20 protein-coding genes are annotated in these 25,069 nt (G+C 41.8%); 16 read left to right on the top strand and 4 right to left on the bottom strand.

Features of this window, described 5'->3' with window-relative positions:
* Nucleotides 1-20 precede the first annotated feature (20 nt).
* The 10 genes from bamA to AC19MX_RS01360 all read left to right on the top strand — a co-directional run bounded on the left by bamA (nt 21) and on the right by AC19MX_RS01360 (nt 13,985).
* Nucleotides 21-2,504 (top strand): outer membrane protein assembly factor BamA, encoded by a 2,484-nt coding sequence (bamA, locus tag AC19MX_RS01405; protein WP_432401475.1) that lies wholly within the window; start codon nt 21-23, stop codon nt 2,502-2,504.
* A gap of 64 nt (nt 2,505-2,568) precedes the next feature.
* A complete protein-coding gene (locus AC19MX_RS01400; RefSeq protein ID WP_160053907.1) occupies nt 2,569-3,066 on the top strand; it encodes an OmpH/Skp family outer membrane protein in 498 nt (165 codons plus the stop codon).
* A 5-nt stretch (nt 3,067-3,071) separates the two neighbouring features.
* Complete coding sequence (lpxD, locus tag AC19MX_RS01395) at nt 3,072-4,097, top strand: UDP-3-O-(3-hydroxymyristoyl)glucosamine N-acyltransferase (RefSeq protein ID WP_432401473.1); 1,026 nt, start codon at nt 3,072-3,074, stop codon at nt 4,095-4,097.
* A 30-nt stretch (nt 4,098-4,127) separates the two neighbouring features.
* Entirely contained in the window at nt 4,128-4,589 is a 462-nt protein-coding gene (gene fabZ / locus AC19MX_RS01390; RefSeq protein WP_432401470.1) for a 3-hydroxyacyl-ACP dehydratase FabZ, read from the top strand.
* Complete coding sequence (lpxA, locus tag AC19MX_RS01385) at nt 4,586-5,356, top strand: acyl-ACP--UDP-N-acetylglucosamine O-acyltransferase (protein ID WP_432401468.1); 771 nt, start codon at nt 4,586-4,588, stop codon at nt 5,354-5,356. Before fabZ ends, lpxA begins: the two co-directional genes overlap by 4 nt.
* 8 nt (nt 5,357-5,364) lie before the next feature.
* Nucleotides 5,365-6,513 carry a lipid-A-disaccharide synthase gene (lpxB, locus tag AC19MX_RS01380; RefSeq protein WP_432401466.1) on the top strand — a complete coding sequence of 383 codons (1,149 nt, stop codon included), beginning with the start codon at nt 5,365-5,367 and terminating at the stop codon, nt 6,511-6,513.
* Nucleotides 6,514-6,518: 5 nt separating this feature from the next.
* On the top strand, nt 6,519-7,160 hold the full coding sequence (gene rnhB / locus AC19MX_RS01375) for a ribonuclease HII (RefSeq protein ID WP_432401464.1): 642 nt from the start codon (nt 6,519-6,521) through the stop codon (nt 7,158-7,160).
* A gap of 103 nt (nt 7,161-7,263) precedes the next feature.
* A complete protein-coding gene (dnaE, locus tag AC19MX_RS01370) occupies nt 7,264-10,740 on the top strand; it encodes a DNA polymerase III subunit alpha (RefSeq protein ID WP_432401462.1) in 3,477 nt (1,158 codons plus the stop codon).
* 9 nt (nt 10,741-10,749) lie between these two features.
* Complete coding sequence (gene tilS, locus AC19MX_RS01365) at nt 10,750-12,249, top strand: tRNA lysidine(34) synthetase TilS (protein ID WP_432401460.1); 1,500 nt, start codon at nt 10,750-10,752, stop codon at nt 12,247-12,249.
* A gap of 146 nt (nt 12,250-12,395) precedes the next feature.
* Nucleotides 12,396-13,985 carry a M28 family metallopeptidase gene (locus tag AC19MX_RS01360; protein WP_432401458.1) on the top strand — a complete coding sequence of 530 codons (1,590 nt, stop codon included), beginning with the start codon at nt 12,396-12,398 and terminating at the stop codon, nt 13,983-13,985.
* Between the two features lie 91 nt (nt 13,986-14,076).
* Here the strand turns inward: AC19MX_RS01360 and AC19MX_RS01355 are convergent, their stop codons facing one another.
* Nucleotides 14,077-14,910: a methyltransferase domain-containing protein gene (locus tag AC19MX_RS01355; protein WP_432401456.1), complete on the bottom strand. Its 834-nt coding sequence runs from the start codon at nt 14,908-14,910 to the stop codon at nt 14,077-14,079.
* 1,375 nt (nt 14,911-16,285) lie between these two features.
* Here AC19MX_RS01355 and AC19MX_RS01350 point away from each other — a divergent pair.
* Together AC19MX_RS01350 and AC19MX_RS01345 are read left to right on the top strand one after the other, a co-directional pair.
* On the top strand, nt 16,286-17,374 hold the full coding sequence (locus AC19MX_RS01350; protein ID WP_432401454.1) for a GmrSD restriction endonuclease domain-containing protein: 1,089 nt from the start codon (nt 16,286-16,288) through the stop codon (nt 17,372-17,374).
* A 12-nt stretch (nt 17,375-17,386) separates the two neighbouring features.
* Nucleotides 17,387-17,890 carry a hypothetical protein gene (locus AC19MX_RS01345; RefSeq protein ID WP_432401452.1) on the top strand — a complete coding sequence of 168 codons (504 nt, stop codon included), beginning with the start codon at nt 17,387-17,389 and terminating at the stop codon, nt 17,888-17,890.
* 248 nt (nt 17,891-18,138) lie between these two features.
* Here the strand turns inward: AC19MX_RS01345 and AC19MX_RS01340 are convergent, their stop codons facing one another.
* Complete coding sequence (locus tag AC19MX_RS01340) at nt 18,139-18,282, bottom strand: hypothetical protein (protein ID WP_432401450.1); 144 nt, start codon at nt 18,280-18,282, stop codon at nt 18,139-18,141.
* A gap of 915 nt (nt 18,283-19,197) precedes the next feature.
* Between AC19MX_RS01340 and AC19MX_RS01335 the strand changes: the two genes are divergently transcribed.
* The 3 genes from AC19MX_RS01335 to AC19MX_RS01325 all read left to right on the top strand — a co-directional run bounded on the left by AC19MX_RS01335 (nt 19,198) and on the right by AC19MX_RS01325 (nt 21,134).
* Complete coding sequence (locus tag AC19MX_RS01335) at nt 19,198-19,626, top strand: LysM peptidoglycan-binding domain-containing protein (protein WP_432401448.1); 429 nt, start codon at nt 19,198-19,200, stop codon at nt 19,624-19,626.
* Nucleotides 19,627-19,964: 338 nt separating this feature from the next.
* The gene (locus AC19MX_RS01330; protein ID WP_432401446.1) at nt 19,965-20,156 is read left to right on the top strand and encodes a hypothetical protein; all 192 of its coding nucleotides are present in this window, start codon (nt 19,965-19,967) and stop codon (nt 20,154-20,156) included.
* A 579-nt stretch (nt 20,157-20,735) separates the two neighbouring features.
* Nucleotides 20,736-21,134: a hypothetical protein gene (locus AC19MX_RS01325; protein ID WP_432401444.1), complete on the top strand. Its 399-nt coding sequence runs from the start codon at nt 20,736-20,738 to the stop codon at nt 21,132-21,134.
* Nucleotides 21,135-21,301: 167 nt separating this feature from the next.
* On the opposite strand, the gene AC19MX_RS01320 is transcribed toward AC19MX_RS01325, so the two are convergent.
* The gene (locus tag AC19MX_RS01320; protein ID WP_432401442.1) at nt 21,302-22,396 is read right to left on the bottom strand and encodes a peptidase C39 family protein; all 1,095 of its coding nucleotides are present in this window, start codon (nt 22,394-22,396) and stop codon (nt 21,302-21,304) included.
* A 73-nt stretch (nt 22,397-22,469) separates the two neighbouring features.
* Between AC19MX_RS01320 and AC19MX_RS01315 the strand changes: the two genes are divergently transcribed.
* Nucleotides 22,470-23,924 carry a RimK family ATP-grasp domain-containing protein gene (locus AC19MX_RS01315; protein ID WP_432401440.1) on the top strand — a complete coding sequence of 485 codons (1,455 nt, stop codon included), beginning with the start codon at nt 22,470-22,472 and terminating at the stop codon, nt 23,922-23,924.
* 107 nt (nt 23,925-24,031) lie between these two features.
* Here the strand turns inward: AC19MX_RS01315 and dgcS are convergent, their stop codons facing one another.
* The gene (gene dgcS, locus AC19MX_RS01310) at nt 24,032-24,925 is read right to left on the bottom strand and encodes a diguanylate cyclase DgcS (protein ID WP_432401438.1); all 894 of its coding nucleotides are present in this window, start codon (nt 24,923-24,925) and stop codon (nt 24,032-24,034) included.
* Nucleotides 24,926-25,069: the final 144 nt, after the last annotated feature.

Below are 25,069 nucleotides of genomic sequence, written 5' to 3'. Positions count from 1 at the left end.
CTAATAATTAGAAGTGCTCTATGAGATTGAATAAAATTTTTGCCTCGATGTTATTCGTCGGCGCGTCTTTTTCAGGGAATGGTTGGGCAGAGTCTTTCCAACCTTTTGAAGTGACCGACATTCAAGTAGAAGGTCTGCAACGAGTTGCTCTCGGTGCGGCGCTATTAAACTTACCTGTGAAAATAGGTGACACAATAGATGAAGTTAAATTACAGCAAGCAATTAAGAGCCTATATGGTTCAACTAATTTTGAAAACATCAGTATCAGTCATGAAAATGGCATATTGTATGTGGCCGTAAAAGAACGTCCAACCATCAGCGTTATCTCGTTTGAAGGTAACAAAGACATTAAAGACGAGCAGTTACAAGAAAGTCTTGATGGTTCTGGTGTGAAATCTGGCGAGTCGTTAGATAAAACCATGTTGTCAGGCATTGAAAAAGGCTTGCAAGATTTCTATTACGGCGTGGGTAAGTACGGTGCCAAAGTTGAAGCGCAAATTATTAACTTACCGCGTAACCGTGTTGAGCTTAAGTTTAAGTTTACCGAAGGTTTAGCGGCAGAAATTCGTCAAATAAACGTGGTAGGTAACACGGTATTTACTGACTCAGAGCTTATCAGCATGCTCGAGCTTAAAGACTATGTTGCATGGTGGGATTTATTCGGTGAGCGTCGCTATCAAAAGCAGAAGTTACAGGCCGATTTAGAAACCATTAAGACCTATTATCACAACCAAGGCTATATCCGCTTTGAAGTGACTTCAACGCAAGTTGCGATGACGCCAGACCGTAAAGGTTTGTACATCACAATCAACGTTAAAGAAGGCGAGAAATACAAAGTTAAAGAAGTTAACTTAGTCGGCGACTTAATGGGCCGCGAAGAGTTAATGACTTCAATTTTGCCAATTAAAGCGGGCAATATGTACAACGGTGCGGATGTGACATTCACCGAAGAAATGTACAGCAAATATTTAGGCCGCTTTGGTTATGCTTACCCAGAAGTGAAAACTTATCCTGAAATTGATGATGAAAACAAAGAAGTTGTATTAAACATCAATATTAAACCAGGTAAGCGTGTGTATGTTCGCTCCATCAATTTCACAGGTAACACTGTGACTAAAGATGAAGTCATGCGCCGTGAGTTACGTCAAATGGAAGGGGCTTGGTTAAACTCATCACAAATTGAGCAATCTAAAACTCGTCTTAACCGCCTAGGTTACTTCGAAACGGTAGAAACTGAGACGATTCAAGTGCCTGGCAGTGACGATCTTGTCGATGTAGCCGTTACAGTTAAAGAGCAGCCATCTGGCTCGTTCAACGCAGGTGTGGGATATGGTACTGAATCAGGCGTAAGCTTGCAGTTTGGGGTTGAACAAAATAACTTCCTTGGTACAGGTAACCAAGCTGGTTTCAGTGTCAATACTAACAAGTATTCAAAAAGTGCGAACTTGTCTTATACCGACCCATACTTTACTAAAGATGGCGTGAGTTTAGGTGGCAGTGTTTACTGGAATGAGTTTGACGCGAACCAGGCTAACCTTGAACGTTATAAGAATAAATCTTATGGCTTAGCGCTTAACTCTGGTTTCCCGATTAACGAATCTAACCGTTTAAATGGCGGTATTGGTTATCGTCATAACACGATTTCAGAAATTTCGTCTTATGAACAAGCTGTGCGTTTTTACAATATTTACCGTGAAAACGATGAAGTTGATGCTGATTTAAGTTTTGATAACTTTGAATTAACTGCGGGTTGGTACCGCAGCACGCTCAACCGTGGCACGTTCCCAACAGACGGTTCATCTCAGCGCTTAAGTGGTAAAATGACAGTGCCAGGGTCGGATTTACAATATTTCAAAACCGATTTTGACACTAACTACTATTTACCGTTAACTCGTCAGCATGGATTTGTGTTGTTAGCTCGCGCCCATTTAGGTTACGCGAACGGTTATGGCAGTTTTAAAGATAATGATCAAATTCTACCGTTTTGGGAAAATTACTACTCAGGTGGTTCAAGCTCATTACGTGGCTTTAAGTCTAACTCCGTAGGACCTCGTTCATTTTACTTATATCGTGGTAGTGAAGCCTGTTCACCAGATCCATCTGGAGAGGGTTGTAACTTGCCTGGCAACCTAGATACACTTTATGTGAGTGATGGAAACTCTATCGGCGGTAATGCTATTGCAACGGCGAGTATAGAAGTGATTGTGCCTACACCATTCTTAGATGAAGCTTACACAAACTCGGTACGTACCAGCTTCTTCTTAGACGCCGGTAACGTATGGGATACTGAGTTTGATTACGATGGCTATCGTTATTTGCCAGCCGATCAATTCTCGCAGTTAAGTGATTATAGTGACCCTGAACGTATTCGTGCGTCATGGGGTATGAGCGTACAGTGGCTATCACCAATGGGTCCGATGGTGTTTAGTTTAGCTTGGCCGATAAAAGAATATGAAGACGATGAAACAGAGATTTTCTCGTTCAATATTGGCAAAACGTTCTAAAACAAATACACTCGGCAGGTTTTGCTGATAACAACAAATTTAACAGGAGTCTACTTTGAAAAAGATGGTAAATCGCGCACTAGTAACATTGGCATTAATCGCTACGCCTATGCTCGCTCACGCAGAAAAAATTGCAGTAGTTGACATGGGTGAAGTGTTTGAGCAGTTGCCACAGCGCGAACAAATTTCTAAATCATTAAAAGCTGAGTTTGGTGATCGTGTTGCTGAAGTTCAAAAAATGCAGGAAGAAATGCGTTCTTTGGTAGAAAAGCAACAACGTGACGGCGCATTAATGAGCGACACACAAAAAACTGAACTAGTACGTAAAATGGATTCTTTAAAATCTGAATTCCAATTAAAAGGCAAAGCATTAGATGAAGACATGCGTCGTCGTCAAGGTGAAGAGCAAAATAAACTATTAGTTCAAGTTCAAAAAGCCATTAATACCATTGCTGGTAAAGAAAATTACGACCTAGTGCTACAACGTGGCGCGGTAATTTTTGTTAAGCCAGAAGCTGATATCAGCGGTAAAGTGGTTGAAGCCTTAAGCAAAGGCAAATAAGTAATATGCAAAAAGTGACTTTAAAAGAGCTTGGCCAGCAATTGGGGGCAACGGTTAAAGGCGATGCAACAGTGGAAATCACCAGTGTTGCGACTCTTGAAGATGCGGTCCAAGGCCAACTCTCTTTTTTAGCCAATAGTAAGTACCGTGCTCAGCTTGAGGCAACTCAAGCTAGCGCGGTATTGCTAAGCGAAAAAGAAGCAGAGTTATATCAGGGCAATGCGTTAATTATTAGCGACCCTTATGTGGCATTTGCTCGAGTAGCGCAGTTATTGGATACCACGCCTAAGCAAGTGTTAGGCATTAACCCATCAGCTCAAATTGACCCGTCAGCCATCATAGGTACTGATGCAGCAATTGGGGCTAATGTGGTTATTGGTGCGCGGGCAATTCTAGGTGAGAACGTCCAAATTGGACCTGGCTGTGTTATCGGTGAAGACAGCATTATTGGTTCAGATTCTCGTCTCTGGGCTAACGTTACTGTGTATCATGATGTGCACATCGGACAACATTGTCTTGTGCAATCAGGTACAGTAATTGGTTCAGATGGTTTTGGTTACGCTAATGAGCGCGGAACCTGGGTTAAGATCCCTCAAACTGGCGGAGTTCGTATTGGCAATCGGGTCGAAATTGGTGCCTGTACCAGTATCGATCGCGGCGCGTTATCTCATACTGAAATTCATGATGGTGTGATTATAGATAACCAAATTCAAATTGCTCATAACGTGATTGTTGGTCAAAATACTGCTATTGCAGGTAGCACGACAATTGCGGGTAGTACCGAGATTGGTAAATACTGTATTATCGGCGGTAATACTGCCATTGCAGGCCATTTAAGTATTGCTGATGGTGTCCATGTTTCAGGTGGCACTAATGTAACCAGTATTATCCGTGAGAAAGGCGTGTATTCTTCTGCGACGGTTGCAATGGAAAACAAGCTATGGCGTCGAAACACTGTTCGTTTCCGTCAATTAGATGAATTATTTAATCGAGTAAAACACCTCGAGAAAAGCACCAAAGGCGAAGAATAAACCCATTCAGCCTTGATTAAGGAATGTAGTGTGTCAAACCAATTAAACACCATGGATATTAAAGAGATCCTTAAATATCTACCTCATAGATATCCATTTTTGTTGATCGATCGTGTATTGGATTTTACCGTAGGCGAGCAATTGCATGCGATTAAAAACGTCACGATTAATGAGCCTTTCTTCCAAGGTCATTTCCCAATACAACCGGTTATGCCTGGTGTATTAATTTTAGAAGCAATGGCACAAGCTACCGGTTTACTTGCTTTTAAAACCATGAGTACAGAGCCTTCTCCTGACGTATTGTATTATTTTGCAGGTATCGATAAAGCGCGTTTTAAACGTGTTGTTGAGCCGGGTGACCAAATACATTTCCACGTTAAAATGATTAAAGAACGCCGTGGTATTGGTGTGTTTGTTGGTGAAGCTCGTGTTGATGGTGAACTGGTTTGTTCTGCCGAAATCATGTGCGCACGTAGAGAGATTAAAAAGTGATAGATAAATTAGCGTTTGTTCATCCCAGTGCCAAAATTGGTCAAAATGTCACGATTGGCCCTTGGACGTATATTGGCGAAAATGTTGAGATTGGCGACGACACATGGATTAGTTCACATGTTGTGGTTAAAGGTCCAACTGTTATTGGCAAAGGTAACCGGATTTTCCAGTTCGCTTCAGTCGGTGAAGAATGCCAAGATAAAAAATATGCTGGCGAACAAACTCGCTTAATTATCGGCGACAATAATATTATCCGTGAGTCTGTCACCATTCATCGTGGTACGACGCAAGACAATCACGAAACTCGCATTGGGTCTAACTGTTTATTTATGGCCTATGTTCATATTGCTCACGACTGTGTTGTGGGAAACAATGTGATTATGGCTAACAATGCGTCAATCGCTGGCCATGTGCATGTAGGCGATTGGGTTATCCTTGGCGGCATGACTGGCGTACATCAATTTGTTCGCATTGGTAATCATGCATTTACTGCTGGGGCGTCACTAATTTTACAAGATGTTCCTCCATTTGTAATGGCTGCAGGTTCTCCTGCTGCACCACGTGGCTTAAACCTTGAAGGCTTAAAGCGCCGTGGCTTTACCAAAGAAAGCCAGCGAGCGATTTTAAATGCTTACAAAGCGGTATTCCGTAAGAGCTTAACCATTGAAGAAGCGAACGCAGAAGTCAGTGAATTGGCTGACAAAGATGACAATGTAAAAGCATTTATGGAATTCATTAACCAACCTGGTCGCGGCATTATTCGATAGAAGAAATGATGACTCAACGTTCTCAAAAAGTATTTGCCATTGTCGCCGGAGAAATCTCCGGCGATATTTTAGGTGCCGGCTTAGTAAAGTCGCTTAAGCAACGCCATCCAGATGCCCGTTTTATTGGTATTGGTGGTCCTCGTATGCAAGCCCTCGGGTTTGAAAGTCTTTTTTCCATGGAAGAACTTTCAGTCATGGGGCTTGTAGAGGTGTTATCGCGTTTACCAAGACTGCTTCATATCCGTTCAAGCTTGATAAAGCAAATAACCGAACTTGCACCAGATTGCTTTATCGGTATTGATGCACCTGATTTTAATATTGGCCTTGAGCTTAAGTTAAAAGCCAAAGGCATTAAAACGGTTCATTATGTCAGTCCATCCGTGTGGGCGTGGCGTCCAAAGCGTATCTTTAAAATAGCGAAAGCCACTAATATGGTGTTATCGCTATTGCCATTCGAAAAAGCCTTTTACGATAAGCATCAAGTCCCATGTACGTTTGTTGGCCATACCTTGGCTGACGATATTCCGATGCAAAGCGACAAATTAGCCGCACGTGCAGAGTTAGGTTTAGATGCTGCAGCAGAATACCTCGCAGTATTGCCCGGTTCTCGTGGTGGCGAATTAGCGCAACTGGCTGAACCTTTTGTTAAAGCGGCCTTGCTCGTTAAACAAGCCTATCCTGACATTAAGTTTGTGACGCCAATGGTGAATGAGGCGCGTAAGCAACAATTCAATGACGCGTTACAACAGTATGCACCTGATTTAGAAATTCATATTGTTGATGGTCACTCGCGTGAAGTCATGGCAGCAGCCGACTGTATTTTATTAGCATCAGGCACAGCTACATTAGAGGCCATGCTAGTTAAGCGTCCTATGGTAGTGGCCTATCGCGTCAGTCCAATCACGTATGCGATTGCGATCCGTATGATGCAAATAAAGAATTACTCATTACCTAATTTATTGGCAAATGAAACTATTGTGCCAGAGTTGATGCAAGCGAATTGCCAGCCGCAATTAATTGCAGATGCTGTGATTAACCAGCTTAACCAAGATTTTACGCCGCTTAATGCCCGATTCGAGCAATTGCATCAGCTACTTAAATGCAATGCCAGCGAGCGAGCAGCCGACGCTGTCGACGCACTACTGACAACAGGATAACCCTAATGATAACGCTTGATACTGTACCGGTAGTGATTAAAAATATCACCCCAGAACAAGTTGATTTGATATCGCAAGGAAGGGTTGCCGGTGTTGATGAAGTCGGCCGTGGGCCGTTAGTGGGCGATGTGGTCACCGCGGCGGTGATTTTAGATCCGACCAAGCCTATTATCGGATTAAACGATTCTAAAAAACTCAGCGAAAAGCGTCGCAATGCCTTATATCAAGAGATTATGACAAATGCGCTCAGTGTTAGCGTCGGCAGAGCCAGCCCTGCAGAAATCGATGAATTGAATATTTTGCATGCCACGATGTTAGCCATGCAGCGAGCGGTCGCAGGGTTGAGCATCAAACCACAACGTGTGCTGGTTGATGGTAACCGTGTGCCTGATTTTGGTATTGCCAGCCATGCCGTGATTAAAGGTGATGGTTTAGTTGCTGCAATAAGCGCAGCTTCTATTATTGCTAAAGTGACCCGCGATGCTGAAATGGAAACCTTAGATAATCAATATCCTCAGTATGGTTTTGCTAAGCATAAAGGCTATCCCACCAAGGCGCATTTTGAAGCCTTAGCCTTACATGGCGTCTTAGCTGAACATCGTAAAAGTTTTAAACCCGTTGCTGAACGTATGTTGCTTCAAGACTAATAATCATTCCCTAGTTTTCATTGGCGAAACTAGGGAATTTTGATAGTCTAAATCCCGCTTTTTCGTGTTGTTTCATTCATCTTTTTCGAAGAATAATTAATCTATGTCCGATCCTCGTTTTGTTCATTTACGCGTCCACAGTGATTATTCAATGTCTGATGGCGTTGCTAAAGTTAAACCTATTATTGCTGCTGCTGAAAGTCAGGGCATGGCTGCAATAGCATTAACCGATCAAAACAACTTTTGTGGTCTAGTTAAATTTTATGGTGCTTGTAACGGTGCAGGGATTAAACCCATTATTGGCGCCGATTTTTGGGTGCAAACACCGGGTTTTGAAAAAGAGTTTTGTGCGTTAACGATTATTGCCATGGACAACGAAGGTTATCAAAACCTGACCCAGCTCATCAGTGAAGCCTACTTACGTGGCCAAGTTAATGGTCGGGTAGTGATCGATCAAGACTGGCTGGTGAAGTTTAATCGTGGCTTAATTATTATCTCTGGTGCTAAAGATGGCGATGTGGGTAAAGCCTTATTAAAGGGTAACCAAAACCAGGTCGACTCACTGATTGAATTTTATCAACAGCATTTTGCAGACCGCTATTATCTTGAGCTTATTCGAACCGGTCGAGCTCATGAAGAACGCTATTTACACATGGCGGTTGAGCTCGCATCAGAAAAAGATTTGCCTGTTGTTGCCACCAATCAAGTGGTGTTTTTAAAGCAAGATGATTTTGAAGCACATGAAATCCGCGTAGCCATTCACGATGGTTTTACTTTGGTTGATCCTCGCCGTCCTAAAACCTACAGTGACCAACAATACCTGCGCACAGAAGATGAAATGATCGCACTGTTTGCCGACATTCCGTCAGCCATTCAAAACAGTGTTGAAATAGCGAAACGCTGTAATGTCACCATTCGCTTAAATGAATACTTTTTACCGAATTTCCCGACCGGCGACTTATCCATTGAAGACTTCTTGGTTAACGTGTCACAAAAAGGCTTAGAAGAGCGTCTCGAATTTTTATTCCCAGACCCACAAGTTCGTGCCGAAAAACGCGGCGAATATGACGAACGCCTCGAAATTGAACTTAAAGTGATTAACCAAATGGGGTTCCCTGGTTACTTCCTTATTGTGATGGAGTTTATTCAATGGGGTAAAGACCAAGGCATTCCCGTTGGTCCAGGTCGTGGTTCTGGTGCGGGGTCATTAGTGGCATACGCACTTAAAATTACCGATTTAGACCCACTAGAATACGATTTACTGTTCGAGCGATTCTTGAACCCAGAACGTGTATCGATGCCCGACTTTGACGTCGACTTTTGTATGGACCGACGTGACGAGGTAATTGATCACGTTGCCGACCTGTATGGCCGCGAAGCGGTATCCCAGATTATTACCTTTGGTACCATGGCGGCAAAAGCGGTTGTGCGCGATGTAGGCCGCGTATTAGGTCATCCGTACGGCTTTGTTGAGCGCTTAACCAAGATGATCCCGGCAGAGCCTGGGATGACATTGGCAAAAGCCTTTGAGGTTGAACCTGCGCTGCCAGAAGCCTATGCCGGTGATGAAGATGTAAAAGAACTTATCGACATGTGTCGTCGCCTAGAAGGCGTAACCCGTAACGCGGGTAAGCATGCCGGTGGTGTGGTTATCGCACCGACTCGAATTACCGATTTTGCGCCTTTATATTGCGATGCAGAAGGCTTAAACCCCGTTACTCAGTTTGATAAAAATGACGTAGAAACTGCAGGTTTGGTTAAGTTCGACTTCTTGGGCTTACGTACCTTAACCATTATTGACTGGGCATTGCAGATGATCAATCCGCGCCAAGTCAAAGAAGGCAAAGAGCCAGTTCGCATAGAATCCATTCCACTTGCCGATCCCGCTTGTTTTAGATTACTGCAACGTTACGAAACCACCGCGGTATTCCAGCTTGAATCTCGCGGTATGAAAGACCTGATTAAACGTCTACAGCCTGACTGCTTTGAAGACATGATTGCACTTGTGGCTCTTTTCCGCCCAGGTCCTTTGCAGTCAGGCATGGTTGATAACTTTATCGAACGTAAGCACGGCCGTGAGGAAGTGTCATACCCCGATGCTGAATATCAGCATGAATCGCTAAGAGAATTATTGTCACCGACCTACGGCATTATCTTGTATCAAGAGCAGGTCATGCAGATTGCTCAGGTATTGTCGGGTTACACCCTAGGCGGCGCGGATATGCTCCGTCGTGCAATGGGTAAGAAAAAGCCAGAAGAAATGGCCAAGCAGCGCGGTACCTTTAAAGAGGGCGCGATCAATAACGGTGTCGACGGCGAACTGTCGATGAAAATTTTCGACTTGGTTGAAAAGTTTGCCGGTTACGGTTTTAACAAATCGCATTCAGCAGCTTATGCACTGGTGTCGTACCAAACATTGTGGCTTAAAACCCATTTCCCGTCGCAATTCATGGCAGCGGTAATGTCTGCCGACATGGACAACACCGACAAAATCGTCACCTTAGTTGATGAGTGTGAGCGCATGGGCTTGCCGTTAATTCCGCCCGACGTAAACAAAGGCTTATTCAAGTTTACGGTCGATGACGATCTTAATATTGTTTACGGTATCGGCGCGATTAAAGGCGTGGGCGAAGGCCCAGTCGATTCTATTTTAGCCGCCCGTAAAGACGGTCCATTTACCGACTTGTTCGATTTCTGTGCCCGTGTCGATTTAAAAAAGCTCAACAAACGCGTCATTGAAAAACTCATTTTAGCTGGGGCACTAGACACCCTAGGCCCGCATCGTGCCTCCATGATGGCGACCTTGCCCCAAGCCATTAGCGCCGCAGCGCAACATGCTAAAGCCGAAGCAATTGGTCAAAATGATATGTTTGGTTTACTCAATAGTGAGCCAGAAGACAGTAAGCAAAACTTTATTCAATGTACCCCATGGCCAGACAAAATTTGGCTAGAAGGCGAGCGTGAAACCTTAGGCTTGTATTTAACTGGACACCCCATTAACCAGTATTTAAAAGAGCTTAAGCAATACACCAATGGTCGATTAAAAGACATTCACCCAACTGAGCGCGGTAAAACCGTTAAAGCGGCTGGGTTAGTGGTGGCAACCCGAGTGATGATCACCAAGCGTGGTTCAAAAATGGGCTTAGTCACGTTAGACGATAAAAGCGCGCGTTTAGAAATTATGTTATTTACCGAGCCGTTTGAAAAATTTGGTCATTTGCTTGAAAAAGATCGTATTCTCATTTGTGAAGGCGATGTCAGTTTTGATGACTTCTCTGGCGGTAATCGCATGAACGCCCGTAATGTTATCGAAATTGGCGAAGCTCGCAGTCACTTTGCTCGCGCAGTTGAAATTAATGTTCAAGGCAATGATGTTACCCCCGAATGGCTGGAAACGTTTGAGCAAACCTTAACGCCATGGCGTAATGGCGCAGTACCAGTGGTGATTAATTATGTTAAACCAGAAGCCAGCGGCAGAATTACCTTAGGCGATGAATGGCGGGTAAACCCAAGTGATGAGCTTATGTTATCGCTTGAAAGTATGCTTGGGTCTAATAACGTCAAAATCACCTTTAATTAGGCTAACATCATGACAAAAACAGCGTTAATGCCTGACTCACTCACAGCAAAACAGCTGCTAACGTTATTAGAGCTGGCCATATTGCCACTGTATGAGCAAGGTTTGCTACACAGTGAGCAAGCTCCTAAGTTAGTGCTGGCTTACAGTGGCGGCGTTGACTCAGAAGTCTTAGCGTTTGGCTTAAGTGCCTTTGCCCAAAAACACCCGCATATCGCTTGTTTACTTATTCATGTACATCATGGATTAAGTCCTAATGCTAATACGTGGGTTGACCATTGCATCACTCGTGCTAATCATTACCAACTGCCTGTACAAATAGAGCGAGTGAACGTTAACAAAGGTCCAAGAGAAAGTTTAGAAGCCAAAGCGCGTGATGCGCGCTATCAGGCTTTTGACCGTTATCTTAATCCGGGTGACATTTTACTGACCGCCCATCACCAAGATGATCAACTTGAAACCTTATTACTCGCGTTAAAACGTGGGCAAGGCCCAAAAGGGCTAGCCGCAATGGGGGCGATACAAGCTTACAAACAAGGGTGGTTACTTAGACCGTTATTGGATATCAGCCGCGATCAAATAGAGCAATTTGCAGTACAATATGGTGTTCGTCATATTGAAGATGAAAGTAATCAAGACGACAGTTACGACCGTAACTTTTTACGTTTAGAGATTATTCCTCGCTTAAAACAACGCTGGCCAAGTATTGCCACCACCGCAGCAAGAAGCGCGGCATTGTGTGCGGATCAACAACAAGTGATTGATGATGAAGTGAGTCATCGCTTACCCCAGTGGTTAACTCTACCCACCGATACAAATGCATTAATCACCGAATCAAGCGGGTTTAAGCTCACTGGATTTGGCCTATTGAGTGCCGCCTGGCAGGCATTATTATTTCGCGGTTATTTACAGCATTGTGGTGTGAGTTTGCCATCGCAATCGCAATTGCAGCAAATATTGTCACAACTGCTTGATGCAAAAGATGATGCCAATGTGGCCATTCAATGGGGCGATTATCAGGTTAAACGCTTTGCGAATATCGCATATGTGTTAACCCATCAAGCGCTTGAACCTCAAGATGCCACAGCATTGCAACGTGATATTCTGGCGGTATTAGCAGGCAAGCTAAATCAAGTCAGCGGCAAAGTAGGGCAGCAATCATTTAGTGTGCAAATACAGTCCTATAAAGCAGAATGTGTACAGCAAGACGTGTCAGCATCAACAATGCCACTACTTGCATTGCCTGCAACTCATGTACACGTAATGATAAAATATGGCGCAGCAGGTTCAATTAAATGCCAGCCACAGTTTGCCACATCGCAACGCACCAAACCTCGAGAGCTCAAAAAGCTCTGGCAGGAATGTCAAATTCCACCCTGGCGCCGTCAGCAAATTCCATTAATTTTTTACGATGATGTGTTAGTTGCCGCAATAGGATTATGGATAGACAAACGTTACCTGGCAGCACAAGGCCAAACCGGGCTTAGTTTACCGCTTTTGAACACACGATGAAGGGCGACAAAAGCGGTAGCACTGATTATCGCTTCAGACTATATTGGTGAGTCTAGTCTTTATCGCCGTGAAACGTTCTAACAAGGCGAAGTCCGCTCTAATACCTAGCCATGTTTACAATTATTTTTCTTAATATTTAACAAAGGATGTTGTCTGTGAATACCTTTCGTTTATTAGCTGTGTGTGGTGTGTTTATACTGCCAAGCGTTAACGCTACGCCATTTCAATTTGATGAAAAAACCTACCGCCAAGATGTGCAAACCTTAGCAAGCGATGAATTTGAAGGCCGTGGGCCGTTATCTCATGGCGAAAAGCTGACCGTTGAATATTTAGAAAAAGCCTATAAAGCCATGGGGCTTCAACCGGGTTTTGGTGACAGCTACCGTCAAGCAGTGCCTATGGCTAAAATAACAGCCGACCAAACGATGCAACTCAGTGTCGGCGATTTAGTGTTTAACAACGGTACTGATTTCACCGCCCGTACTGAACAAGTTCAACCTCAAGTCAGCTTAGATGGCAGTGATGTGGTGTTTGTGGGGTACGGTATTAATGCACCAGAATACCAGTGGAATGACTACGCTAACATTGATGTGAAAGGTAAAACGTTAATTATGCTGGTCAATGATCCAGGTTTTGCGACTCAAGACCCTGACATTTTTAAAGGTAATGCCATGACCTACTATGGTCGCTGGACTTACAAGTACGAAGAAGCTGCAAGGCAGGGCGCCAAAGCGGTGTTTATTGTCCATGAAACTGCCCCAGCTGCTTATGGTTGGAATGTGGTTGAAAACAGCAATACCAATACTAAATATACTTTAGTGGATGACCATAAAAACCAATCACACATCGGTGTTATGGGCTGGGTTCAACATCAAACCGCGCAAAAAATCTTTAGCGCAGCGGGCCTTGATTACGACACACTGAAACTCACCGCCGCTAAGCCCGGTTTTAAGTCTATACCGCTTAAACTTACAGCCAACTTATCGCTAAAAAATCAAATCGAATTGGCTACATCTTATAACGTAGCAGGGCTTATCCCTGGTACTAGCCAAGCCGACGAATGGGTCGTCATGCATGCGCATTGGGATCATTTAGGTAAAACTGTGCAAGATGGCAAAACCCGCATTTATAACGGTGCTGTCGACAATGCCTCGGGTGTAGCAGGCGTGTTACAGTTAGCGCGACATTTTAAAGCGCAAAACAAAGCACCTAAACGCTCTATTTTGTTTACTGCCTTTACCGCAGAAGAAACAGGCCTCATTGGCGCGCAATACTTTGCCGCCAATCCTCCAGTCCCGACTAAACAACTGGTGTCGTTTTTAAACATTGACGGCATGAACGTTGGCAAAGGTGTTAATTACATACTGCGTTACGGCCAGGGCGTGTCAGAGTTAGAAACTTATTTAGATGATGCCGCCAAAGCGCAAGGGCGCACTGTAAAAGCAGATCCTCGTCCACAAAACGGCTTAATGTTCCGTTCAGACCACTTTGCCTTAGCCCAACAAGGTGTGCCAGGGTTAATGTTTATGAGCCTAGGTGATACTGACCCAGACTACATTGCTCATAAATACCATCAAGCTGCCGACGATTATGATGCCAGCTGGAATTTAGGCGGAGTCGAGCAAGACCTCGCTTTAATCAGTGACATTATTGAAAAGCTGGCCAACAACAACGACTGGCCAAAATGGCTAGAAGAATCTGACTTTAAAAAACGTCGAGCACAAGACGGTAAGTAGTGTTTGCTAGTTGGATAAAGAGAGGAGGCGAAAGCCTCCTTTTTAGTCTCATCGTCATTAATGTTAATATTCATGCGGTTAAGTGGGTTGTTTATTCCACTATGTCACTGGTTTTCCACCACATGACAAAAGAACGGGTTGGGCAAAATAATTTCCAGCGATTATCTTCGGTCGCGGTAAGGTGTTTATCAATATTTTGGTGAAATAGATGCTCAACATCTGGTTGAATATTGCCCATAAACGTTAAGTCATCATAGGCTTCTTGTTTGGTGTTATAGATAGCCTCAAAACCATCATCAAGGATTAATACATTTGGCTCAGCGCCCATGTCGTAAAGCATATTGTAAGTAATGTTATAACTAAATGCTCTGTCCTTGGTTTTTTTGCTTCTTTTAGCATTGGGGATCATACCTTCTAGAAACTCAAAATGTATCTGTTTTAAACTCGGAGCATTAGCAAATGCGATGATAATGGCATATTTTCTGGCAATCTTATTGAGCTTTTTTAAATCGGCTAAACCGACAGAACGAGAAGCGATGGCGATATCATGCATGCCTATTTGTTCTAAAGCATCTTCAGCTTCCCAATCTTGTAACAGCGGTTTGATATTATCAACACCTGCATTTTTAGCGTTTTTCATACAGCGGGCTAACATATTAGGAAAGGCATCCACCGCTGTTACTTGTTGAGCTCTGTGAGCTAATGGCACCGATAAACGACCTGGGCCAGAACCTATATCAACCACGGTATCACTTGCTTCAATAGGCAGGCAGGCGACTTGTTGTTCGCTAAAACGTGCTTCAAGACGGATCATTCCATCATACATTTCGGCAAACTCATCCCAATTTAATAGAAACTCACTTTCTGGTCTCTTTTTTTTAGATAAGCGCTTATGTAACAATTGCCAATTGATTAAACTTTGCATTATTAATACCTTATATCCACCGATATTGAATTCTATTCCTAGTAGACTTGATATAAAGGGAATAAAAATAACGTTAGGTCAAAAAATTGAAAAATAATAACGATAATTTTATCGAGGGAAGCTTCGGAGGTGATGTTTATTAGCTGATACATATGGGTTGATACATATGGGTTGAAATATATGGGCTCATATGGCCTCATATGTATGGCCTGCGGCCACTAACGTCGTGGCGCTTCGCCCACACCAGATTAAGGTTGTAAGTTGCCAATTTACGCAGGTTGATTTAACCGTCTTCCCGGTAATGCTTTTGAGCCGGGATCCAGGTGTTTGTTTTGTACTTTTGTACATATTGTACCTATGGCCACTAAGGTCGTAGGCGTTTCGCCCATACCAGGCTTTTTCAAACTTCGTTTGAAGTAAGATCGCAAGGTTCCACCTTGCACTGGCCAAGAGGGGATCAACAGCAATCCCCTCTTGGATCACCCCTGCCGTTCCGGCAACATTTTCAAACAGCGAAAAGGTCGCGACGGAAAATGATCCAGCTTGTGGCTTCGTTTGAATTCTGCCTCGGCCACCTCTTTATGGTGAAGAATGAAAATGCTAACGCTTCCGATGGTACATCTGATGTGAATGGATTCACGAATGTCGCGGTGGCATGGATGCCAAAGAGCGACCTGTACCGCGAAAGCTAAGCTCACATCTGATAGGCAGGATGCCTGAGTGCCTTGTAGCACATGGATGTGCGTGAAAGGCCATGTGAGCTTCACGCATTCACTTATAAAGAGTCTTCAACGTCCTCAAGTTCAGAGTTGAATTAGAACCTCTGAAAGTCAATTAGTTAACTCATTTATGTAGCAAAGAGTATTTCAAATATAACCAGCGGCCACTAACGTCGTGGCGCTTTGCCCAGCTCCAGACTGCATTTTAGCTAGCTTACAAATGTCGGATAGATATCCAGTGGTAGCTAGTCCTCCACTTTTATGTGGTGTGCACTGTGCATAAAAACAGTTGTAATGTTTTTTGGCGTATTTTTAAGTTTAATCGGTGATAAGTAAACTAAAGTAGCACGAATAATAATTTGCGAAGATTGTAATGCATTGAAATTAAAGTGTTTTTTGTTTGCTGTTAAATATTGAGTCCACTTTTAACGCGCAACCTCGTTTTTATTTGCCAGATGATCTAAATAAAACTGCTTTACAACAATAAGTTAGCAAATGTAGGATGTTATTAATCAATAAGTTAAAGGGCCGACATTATCGGGCGAGCCCTTCAATAAGCGTTAGCAAGCAAAGCTGTTCATTTATCAATTACAGAATCAAGTTTGAATGTTATTCTGTTAATAATATTTATTTATACAATTTAATTGAGATAATTTATGAGTACAGATGACTTAACAGAACTAGAAAAAGAAGAAGAGCAATCATTTTTTGAAGATGAATCTGATCAGCAACCACCCTCAGATATCATTGCCTATAATGAGCTACGTTCATGTGCAGATTTATTCCGAATGTATGATAAGGGTATTTTAGATATAACCCCTGATTTTCAAAGAGATTCTGTTTGGAACCCACCCGCTCAAACAAGATTTATTGATTCACTTATAAAACAACTACCCATACCGAGTATGTGCTTTAGCTTAGATTTTAAAACTCAAAAGTGGCAGGTAATTGATGGGCTTCAACGGATGACTGCAATTATTCGATTTTTAGATGACAAATCATGGCGTTTATCAGATCTTGATGATATTGATAAAAAGTTAGCAGGTAAAAAAGTATCACATTTTAAAGACGAAGATAGTGTTGATCATATTCTTTATCAAAGATTAGAAAATCTCACTCTCCCTGTGACTGTTCTTAGATGTGATCATAGTAAAAAATCTCATATGGAATATTTATTTACCATATTTCATAGGCTTAACACTGGCGGGACAAAACTAAATAATCAAGAAATAAGAAATTGTATATTCAGTGGCTCTTTGAATTCACTATTAAAAGAATTAAATGAGAATACTCATTGGAGAGCTATCAATAGGCTCAAAGATAAAGATGATTCTAGGTTTAAATATGTTGAAATGATCCTAAGGCACTTTGCATTTAATGATGACCTATTAAAATATAAAGGCATTTTATCTAAATTTTTAAATGAATATATGAGAGTTAATAGGGCTCCTAGTGAAGATTTCTTACAAGCTAAAAAAGACAATTTTTTAAGAACAGTTAAATTAATAGAAGCGAAAGTTCTACCGGGAGATGAAAGAGTAGGTATCTCTACATTAGAAGCTTTATTGGCTGGTGTGTCTGCTAATATTGATTCTTTAGAACTGTTATCAAAAGAAGACTTAACATCACGTTTCTTAAGACTTAAAGAGCATAGCTCTTTAGCTACTGAATATTTAAACGGTGGTGTTGCTAAGAAAGATAAAGTCGAAGCTCGTATATCTGCTTCTATAGAAATTTTTTCATAATATTGGTAAATCATGATAGCTCGCTCGTACATTGAAAGTAATTTAAAGCAATTAGATAAGCTATATCTCAACGCTATAACGCTTAAGAGTAAATTATATTACTCAAAGCTTGCTATGTTAGAGCTTTGTGGTTGGATAGAAGAATCAATGGACGATATAGTTCAAAAGTGTGCTAATCGCTCACTTAAGAGTCAAGCAAATAAAAACTATATCGCGACCCAGATAATTAAACCAACCTATGGGTTTGAATACAAAAAGCACTTTATGAAAATGCTTACTTATGTTGTTGGTCTTATAAATATTGAAAAATTGGAAGATAAACTTGATCCATTAAAAAAAGCACGACTTGAATCAGCTCTTGGTACTTTAAAAAGCGCTAGAAATAGAGAGGCACATACCCATCTGAAAGGAGTGACTAGACAGGTAGATGCACCTTCTATAACTATAAATTTATTTAATCATGTATTTGATGGATTAAAAGACATAGAGCTACATTTGAAAGAACTTAGCTACTAATAAATGCTTGCTAACACATATGAGCCTTCCGCCAGTCAATAGGCGAGCCTAACTTATTTGACTGCTTTTGCAGTCAAATAAAAATCAATCAACAAATTCATCTACTTCGTCTGTCATTTAGCTGTCAAATCATCGTTTACAGCAAACACATATAGAGGCTCTCTTAGTGCGATTTCTTTTAAATTAAAGAATGCTGCCTGACGCTTTTCATTCCTTTGAAATATCAGGGGTACTACGACTAAATGGATTTAGGAGGTAGAGCGACGCAGGAAGCCAAAGCCGAGACATTTATCGGTTAACCCTAAGATGGCACTATTCAAGTCAGAGGTGCTTTGTGCACAGTTAGTTTCAGGCTCATTTAAGGTGTAAACGACTTTGTTGATTGCATTCATTAATGCGCGCCAATAAGGTGTCATTCTTTATAAAATCAAGTGCAGGCGATGTAGCTTAATAGCATTTGGCATTGTGATAATTGTGATAATAGTGATAAGTCATTGCTTCATTAACCAAAAATTAACTGGGCAGGGTAAACTTTTATAAAAAAAATAACTTCTAACCTGCTTCTATTCAAAATGTGCTTGTTTGAAAATATTCAAATTCAACTCTGAACTTGAGGCCGTTGAAGACTCTTTATAAGTGAATGCGTGAAGCTCACATGGCCTTTCACGCACATCCAGGTGCTACAAGGCATTCAGGCATCCTGCCTATCAGATATGAACTTAGCTTTCGCGGTACAGGTCGCTCTTTGGCATCCATGCCACCGCGACATTCGTGAATCCATTCACATCAGATTTACCATCGGAAGCGTTAGCATTTTCATTCTTCACCATAAAGAGGTGGCCGAGCCGATTCCAAATAGAGTAAAAAGCTGGATCTAACCACGTCGCGAAATTATCGCAGCTATTGTTAAGTTAAGAATGATAATTTTGATATGGCGGCTGGGCCAATTCTTTTATAAAGAGTAAAGAGGGAATAGCCGTTAATTTCCTCTTGGTCTGGTGTGGGCGAAGCGCCACGACGTTAGTGGCCGCAGGCCATGAGTACAAAAGTACATAAACACAAACAGTAAATGAAACACCTGGATCCCGGCTCAAAAGCATTGCCGGGAAGACAAATATAAACTGACAGACTCATTTTAGATATCTTGAATCAAAGTAACTTAAAACATGGCCATCCACGATAATTGTCAATTATTCTTTACTTCCTCTCTACACAAGTTTGCATTTATCTGGTGTAAAATACTTTCAACGTTTGAACAAAAGCAACAAACGAATTTAAACCAAAAAATTTAATAAAGGGTAAATAATATGAAAAATGTAAAATTAACTTTAGTAACAGCTCTTTCGGTTTTGGCTTTAACTGTTGCAGGCGTGGCATCAGCGGATAACAACAGCCTATCTAATAACCATAAACAACAAAATGAAGTTACTTATACCAAGAAGGTAAATGAAAACATTAGTAAGAATAATACGAAAACAGTAGTTGTTACTAAGAACGTTAAGAGTACTAACAAGATAGTTGTTGTTAAAAGTACCCCAACCAAGAAGGTTGTCGTTACAAAGATAGTGGTAAAACAGCCTGCTAAGACTAAACAGCAATTTTATACTGTTCGTTCTGGTGATAGTTTGTCACTTATTTCTGCAAGAACTGGAGTTAGTGTGAAGACGCTTGCAAAATTGAATCAGCTTAAGCATCTAAACAACATACGTATTGGACAGATATTGATAATTCTATAATTTTAACTCAGCATTTATTTATAGATTTTTAAAAGACCCCCCACCTTTTGAGGGTGTTTTGTATTCGCTAGATAGGTTGGTCTAACGATAAGCAACCCAACTTTTTCATATCTAAAACAATCTATTGGGCTTCGTGCCTCAGCTCAACCTACAGAGTGATTGATGAAAAACCGCCCAGCCGAACGAAGGAGCAATGCGACGCCGACCCGAAGGGTGAGTTTGAAAAACTCATAAAAAGTAGGGGGTGTCATTTATGATCAGTATCTTTGATCCTGAGTATGCTAATGATGTTTTTGTAGCAAGATTACACTTCTAAGACAGAGGTAAAATTCATAAACATGGCTACCCACGATAGTTTTCTCAATAGACTCAATATTTCTGCTGACAACAGGCTAAAAATCACTACTGAGTTTGATTCATTATTCAAAGGTGCAGTAGGGGCTTTACCTGCATTAACGGAATATTGCGAATATCTAGAGCGAAAGCTAAGACAAGGTGAATCAAACAGCCATCGCTGGTTGTGTGCTTAAGGCTTAACGTCTGACACTAAATCAATCACCTGATTGCCAGCTTGATATCAATCAAGCCACTAGTGCAGTGTTTAATTTTCTGCCTAGCTCACCATTTTCAATCTAGCGCTCAGTTTGTTGATAATTGCCATTCAATTTATACATTTGAATAGTGAAGAAGGTTACCGCAATTAAACTTAAAAGCAGTTATGTTAATTATCATAAAATGAGTAGCATGATTAATCATTCAGAACCTGTAATATTGCGATCAAGCTGAGTGAGTGACGATTGATTTCTATCGAGTAGTGACTCAATGGCAACCATAAGAGAATTTTGGGGCATTGTTTTTTAAGCAAATCGTGTAGTATATGCTTAAGTTTAACAGGAGCACACATGGCGTTATATTTAGTAGCCTTCTTATAGGAATAAGTGGCGAAATTGATTAGATCAGATAACACCATGCGTGTCTACTATTCTGAAATTTAAAAGAATCATCTGGGGATTCCCTAGATTTGAGCGTTGAAGTTGTAGAATGCCGCTTTAGGAGTGAAATAAGTATGTGTCGTTATAGGATTACTAAAATATAAGGTTGTTTTTTGAATGGGTAAGAAAAGTAGACATAAAAAGGAGTATAAAGAAGCAAGAGCTAAAAATATTACTGAGTATGAAGAATGGAGATATATTTTAAAACAAAAGTGTACTTATTATGCTATTGCATGGTTAGTATTATTTTTCCTTTCCCCCTTCATTTTTATAGCGCTATTTGAAGACTCGACTGCTTTTATATTAATGGAATGTACTTGGCTTATAGCTTCGACAAGCTATTTCCTAATATTTAAATATTATGCGAAGTCTGTAAACGAGTTTTATTATAACTTGTTATCAAAGAGTCGGTATGGAAATGGGACAATGGTTTCGGCTGTATATCAGTTATCGAGAGGCGGAATCTTACTAATGATTATACTTGGAGGCGTTAGTGTATATCATTGGATGACATAGTTACTAAACGTGTGAAAAGTACATTAAGAAACCGCTAATGACAAGTTGATTAGTCACCCCAGGGCAAGATCGTGAACACATTTCGTTCAGGGCGTTATCACTTCACTCTGGTGTGGGCGAAGCGCCATGACGTTAGTGCCCGTTGGCCATCAAAAAGCTTAACCTTGTTAAGCCAAAGATGATTCCACTACCAAACAAGAAACCTGTTTCTGCTTACCATACTGCATGACCTGCGCAAGCTCTGCCTGACTGATGGGCACGTAAGCTGCGTTAATGGCATCTTTTTGCGCCTCAACAAACGGATCGTGGATAAACATAAACTGCTCGTTGTAACCGCTCAATACCACCCAATGTGGGCCTTTTTCGCCATTAAAACGATAGGTACTGATCATCAACAGCACTACAAACTTTTGGTCTGTCCAGTGTTTTAATTGAGTAATAGTTGGCGAGGCGTTATGGACCATAACGCCTTGTGAAGCTAACTGTTGGCAAAAATCATTGTGTACTAAGGTGATGACCGCTTTTTTGTTTTTATCCCGCACGCTATCGATAAATGGCACCGATGAAGACTGGCTGTAAATGGCAATCTGTAAGCCTCGCTTGATTGCCGCCAAAGCTAAGCCATGCACGCTGCAACCGCCATGACCGCTGGTCATAAATATGGTGGTGGCTTCACGCCAAATACTTAACTCATCCACTCTACTGGGATTATATTGCGGTTTTACCGCACTCATGGCCATCATCAAACACGCCGCGCCGCAGGTAAACGGTGTGGTTTGTACATACAAAGGCATCTTAATCACTTTACTTGGCCCTGGCGTGTCTAAGCGTTTGTGCATGCGCACGCCATCGGCTAAATCATCGTAATAGTGCACTAAGGTTTTAAGGACCTTATAACCCATTTTTAAGTAAAGATTTTTTGCAGCGATATTGTCGTTTCGCACTTCGAGGCGTAATGTAATAAAGCCACGTTCGACGACGATTTGCTCGCAGCGACTCACCAGCTCAAAGGCAATGTTACGGCCTCTAAACTCAGCCGTAACCGCAATTGAATACAGTCTGGCGAGCCTAGTGCCTCGGTTAAACAGCACTAAGGCATAAGCGGCGAGTGTGCCGTCTATTTCTGCGACGAACAAACTGTCTAATGGCGAGTTGATAAAACGTTTCATTTGCCGAGGGCTAATTTTATCGCCGCTAAAGGCATTGTTTTCAATGGTATTGAGTTGGGGTAAATCAGAGAGGTTGGCTTGGCGTAGCAGCATGAGTCGGCTCGAAATGGCAAACAACTAGTGGGTTAATTTACGCGCTAAACCGCATAAGAGGCAATAGATATTTATGGCTCAGTTTTTAATTGTCACCGATGATGTCAATGATTGGCGTCCTTATTTGCCCAGTGATCATATGGTCACGGTTCATGATTATTTAGAGATGGGGGCGTACTCGGATAAAAGCGCCATGCAAGTGATTAACTTATGCCGCAGTTATGACTACCTCACTACCGGCTATTATTGCTCGTTAATGGCTGAAGCCCGCGGACATCGAGTTATCCCTCGGGTGATGACCATTAACGATTTGTCGCAAGACCGTTTTTTTAGTTTACCTCAAGCAGGGCTTGATAAGCTGGCAGACAATGTGACTAGCATTGCGATGAAGGTGTATTTTGGCTACTGCGATAATCCTGCATTAGATAAAATTGCCCGCAAAATATTTGAACGTTTTACCGTGCCCATTTTGCAAGTGAATTTGCTTAAAGTGTCGGGTAAATGGCAGGTGGATATTATTGAGCCTGCGGCATTTCAAGACTTAACCGAACCTGAGCAAGACTTGTTTGCTCGCTATTTAGAAGTGTTCTCTCAAAAAGTGTGGCGCTTGCCTAAGCCGTCAAAACGCTATCGTTACGAAATCGCCATGTTAGTGGATGAAAACGAAAAAATGCCGCCGTCTGATAAAGCGGCATTGAAGTTATTTACCAAAGCGGCGAATCGTATTGGCATGGATTTAGTGCAAATCGGTAAACACGATTTGGCTCGCTTAAGTGAGTTTGATGGGCTGTTTATTCGCTCCACAACTAATATTAGTAACTTTACTTATCGATTTGCAAAAGCAGCTGAGCAGCTCGGTTTGGTGGTGATGGATGACCCTGAATCCATAATGAAATGCACCAATAAAGTATTTTTAACAGAGTTACTCTATAAGCATAAAGTGCCGGTGCCTAAAAGCGTGATCTTTAAAGCGTCGGATAAAAACTGGGCTGACGATGTGATTAATGCCATTGGTTTGCCCATAGTGTTAAAAGTACCCGACGGGGCATTTTCGCTGGGGGTGGTGAAAGTAAAAGACCGCCAAACCTTGCTTGAACAAGCAGAAAAAATTTTTGAGCACAGCGCGCTCATTTTAGCGCAAGCCTTTATGCCAACCGATTACGATTGGCGCATTGGCGTATTAAACCGCCAACCTATTTACGCGTGTCGTTATTTTATGAGCCGTGGCCATTGGCAAATTTATCAGCATCATCAAAGTGGCCGTGTCAGCAGTGGCGATTTTGACTGTATTGATTTAAAAATGGTGCCGCATAATATTGTTGATGCCGCGGTTAAAGCATCTAATTTAATTGGTGCTGGTTTGTATGGCGTTGACTTAAAAGAAATCGATGGCAAAGCGTTTGTGATTGAGGTGAACGATAATCCGAGTATTGATCATGGCGTTGAAGATTTGTTTTTAGGAGACTTAGTTTACGATAGGGTGATGACTGAGTTTTTAAGGCGTATTCAACTACGCGGGATGTCATAAACTAAAAAGCCCTTATTCCACTGGATAAGGGCTTTTTCAATTAATTAGTTGTCTATTCAAACCAACGCCATGGTGCTGGCACCTTAGCGAGACTTTAAGCTACATATCTATCCTGCTTGTTCACCTACATCGATGCGATAGCAATTACGCCCAGCCGCTTTTGCTGCATACATGGCTTTATCTGCCCGTTCGTATAGATTATCAGCAAGTTGCTCTGGAATCGCCTCGGCAATCCCTAAGCTGCATTTTATGTCGTATTCGGTTAATTGAGCATGTTTTGGCATCATGTCAATAATTCGTTGGCAGACTATCTCTGCCGCTAGTGTGTCACCTTGAGTGATAATCACAAATTCGTCACCGCCAATTCTAAATGCCTGGTCGGTATCACGAATGGCTTCGTTAATTAATTCGGCAAAGCCCACTAAAACATAATCGCCGGCTTTATGGCCATGTATGTCGTTTAGTTGCTTAAATTTGTCCAGATCAATCACCACTAATGACACATGGCCTTGGTAGCGATTAGCGCGAGCTAAAGCAGTACCAACCGCCTGATTATAATAATAGCGATTGCCCAAACCTGTTAACGAATCAAACATGGCTTGTTTAGACATGCTTTGATACTTCAGTGCATTGCTTAATGGCTGAATAAACATCGCTTCTAACCGGCTTAACGTATGCGCTTGAGCTGTGCTCAGTGGCATAGCAAGCTGATAAACCAGGTTAAATTGGTCTTGTTTATCTGCAACAGTGCGTTGCAGTTCAATACCGTAATGACGTCCCCAAACAAATTTTTGTTTGTCTAGGGTCAACTGTAATCCTTTAATCGGCAAATGTTGTCCTAGAATTTTGCCGAAACAGGCAAAAACTGTCCTAGGATCTAAACTTCCATGTAGCTGTTGAATTACTTGAATCAGATCCAGTTCAGAATCCATATTCAAGTAAGCGTCTGAACGGTACCAGTAATCTTCAGGATAAAACTCTGTAGCGAGTGCAAAATCCATTGTATTTTCTCCAGTACGTGACAACTAATTACTTTGTTAGTAGCAATAATCGTGCCCATGAAAAAAATTCTATAGTTATTAGTTGTTTGATGATTTACTGTAGAAGAGGTACAGCATTTATTTCCCTTTCGACATTTTTTTGAC

The sequence above is a fragment of the Shewanella sp. MF05956 genome (genome assembly GCF_059758055.1).
The sequence above is the reverse complement of the archived record's forward strand: the minus strand, read 5'-3'. Positions and strand labels throughout refer to the sequence as shown.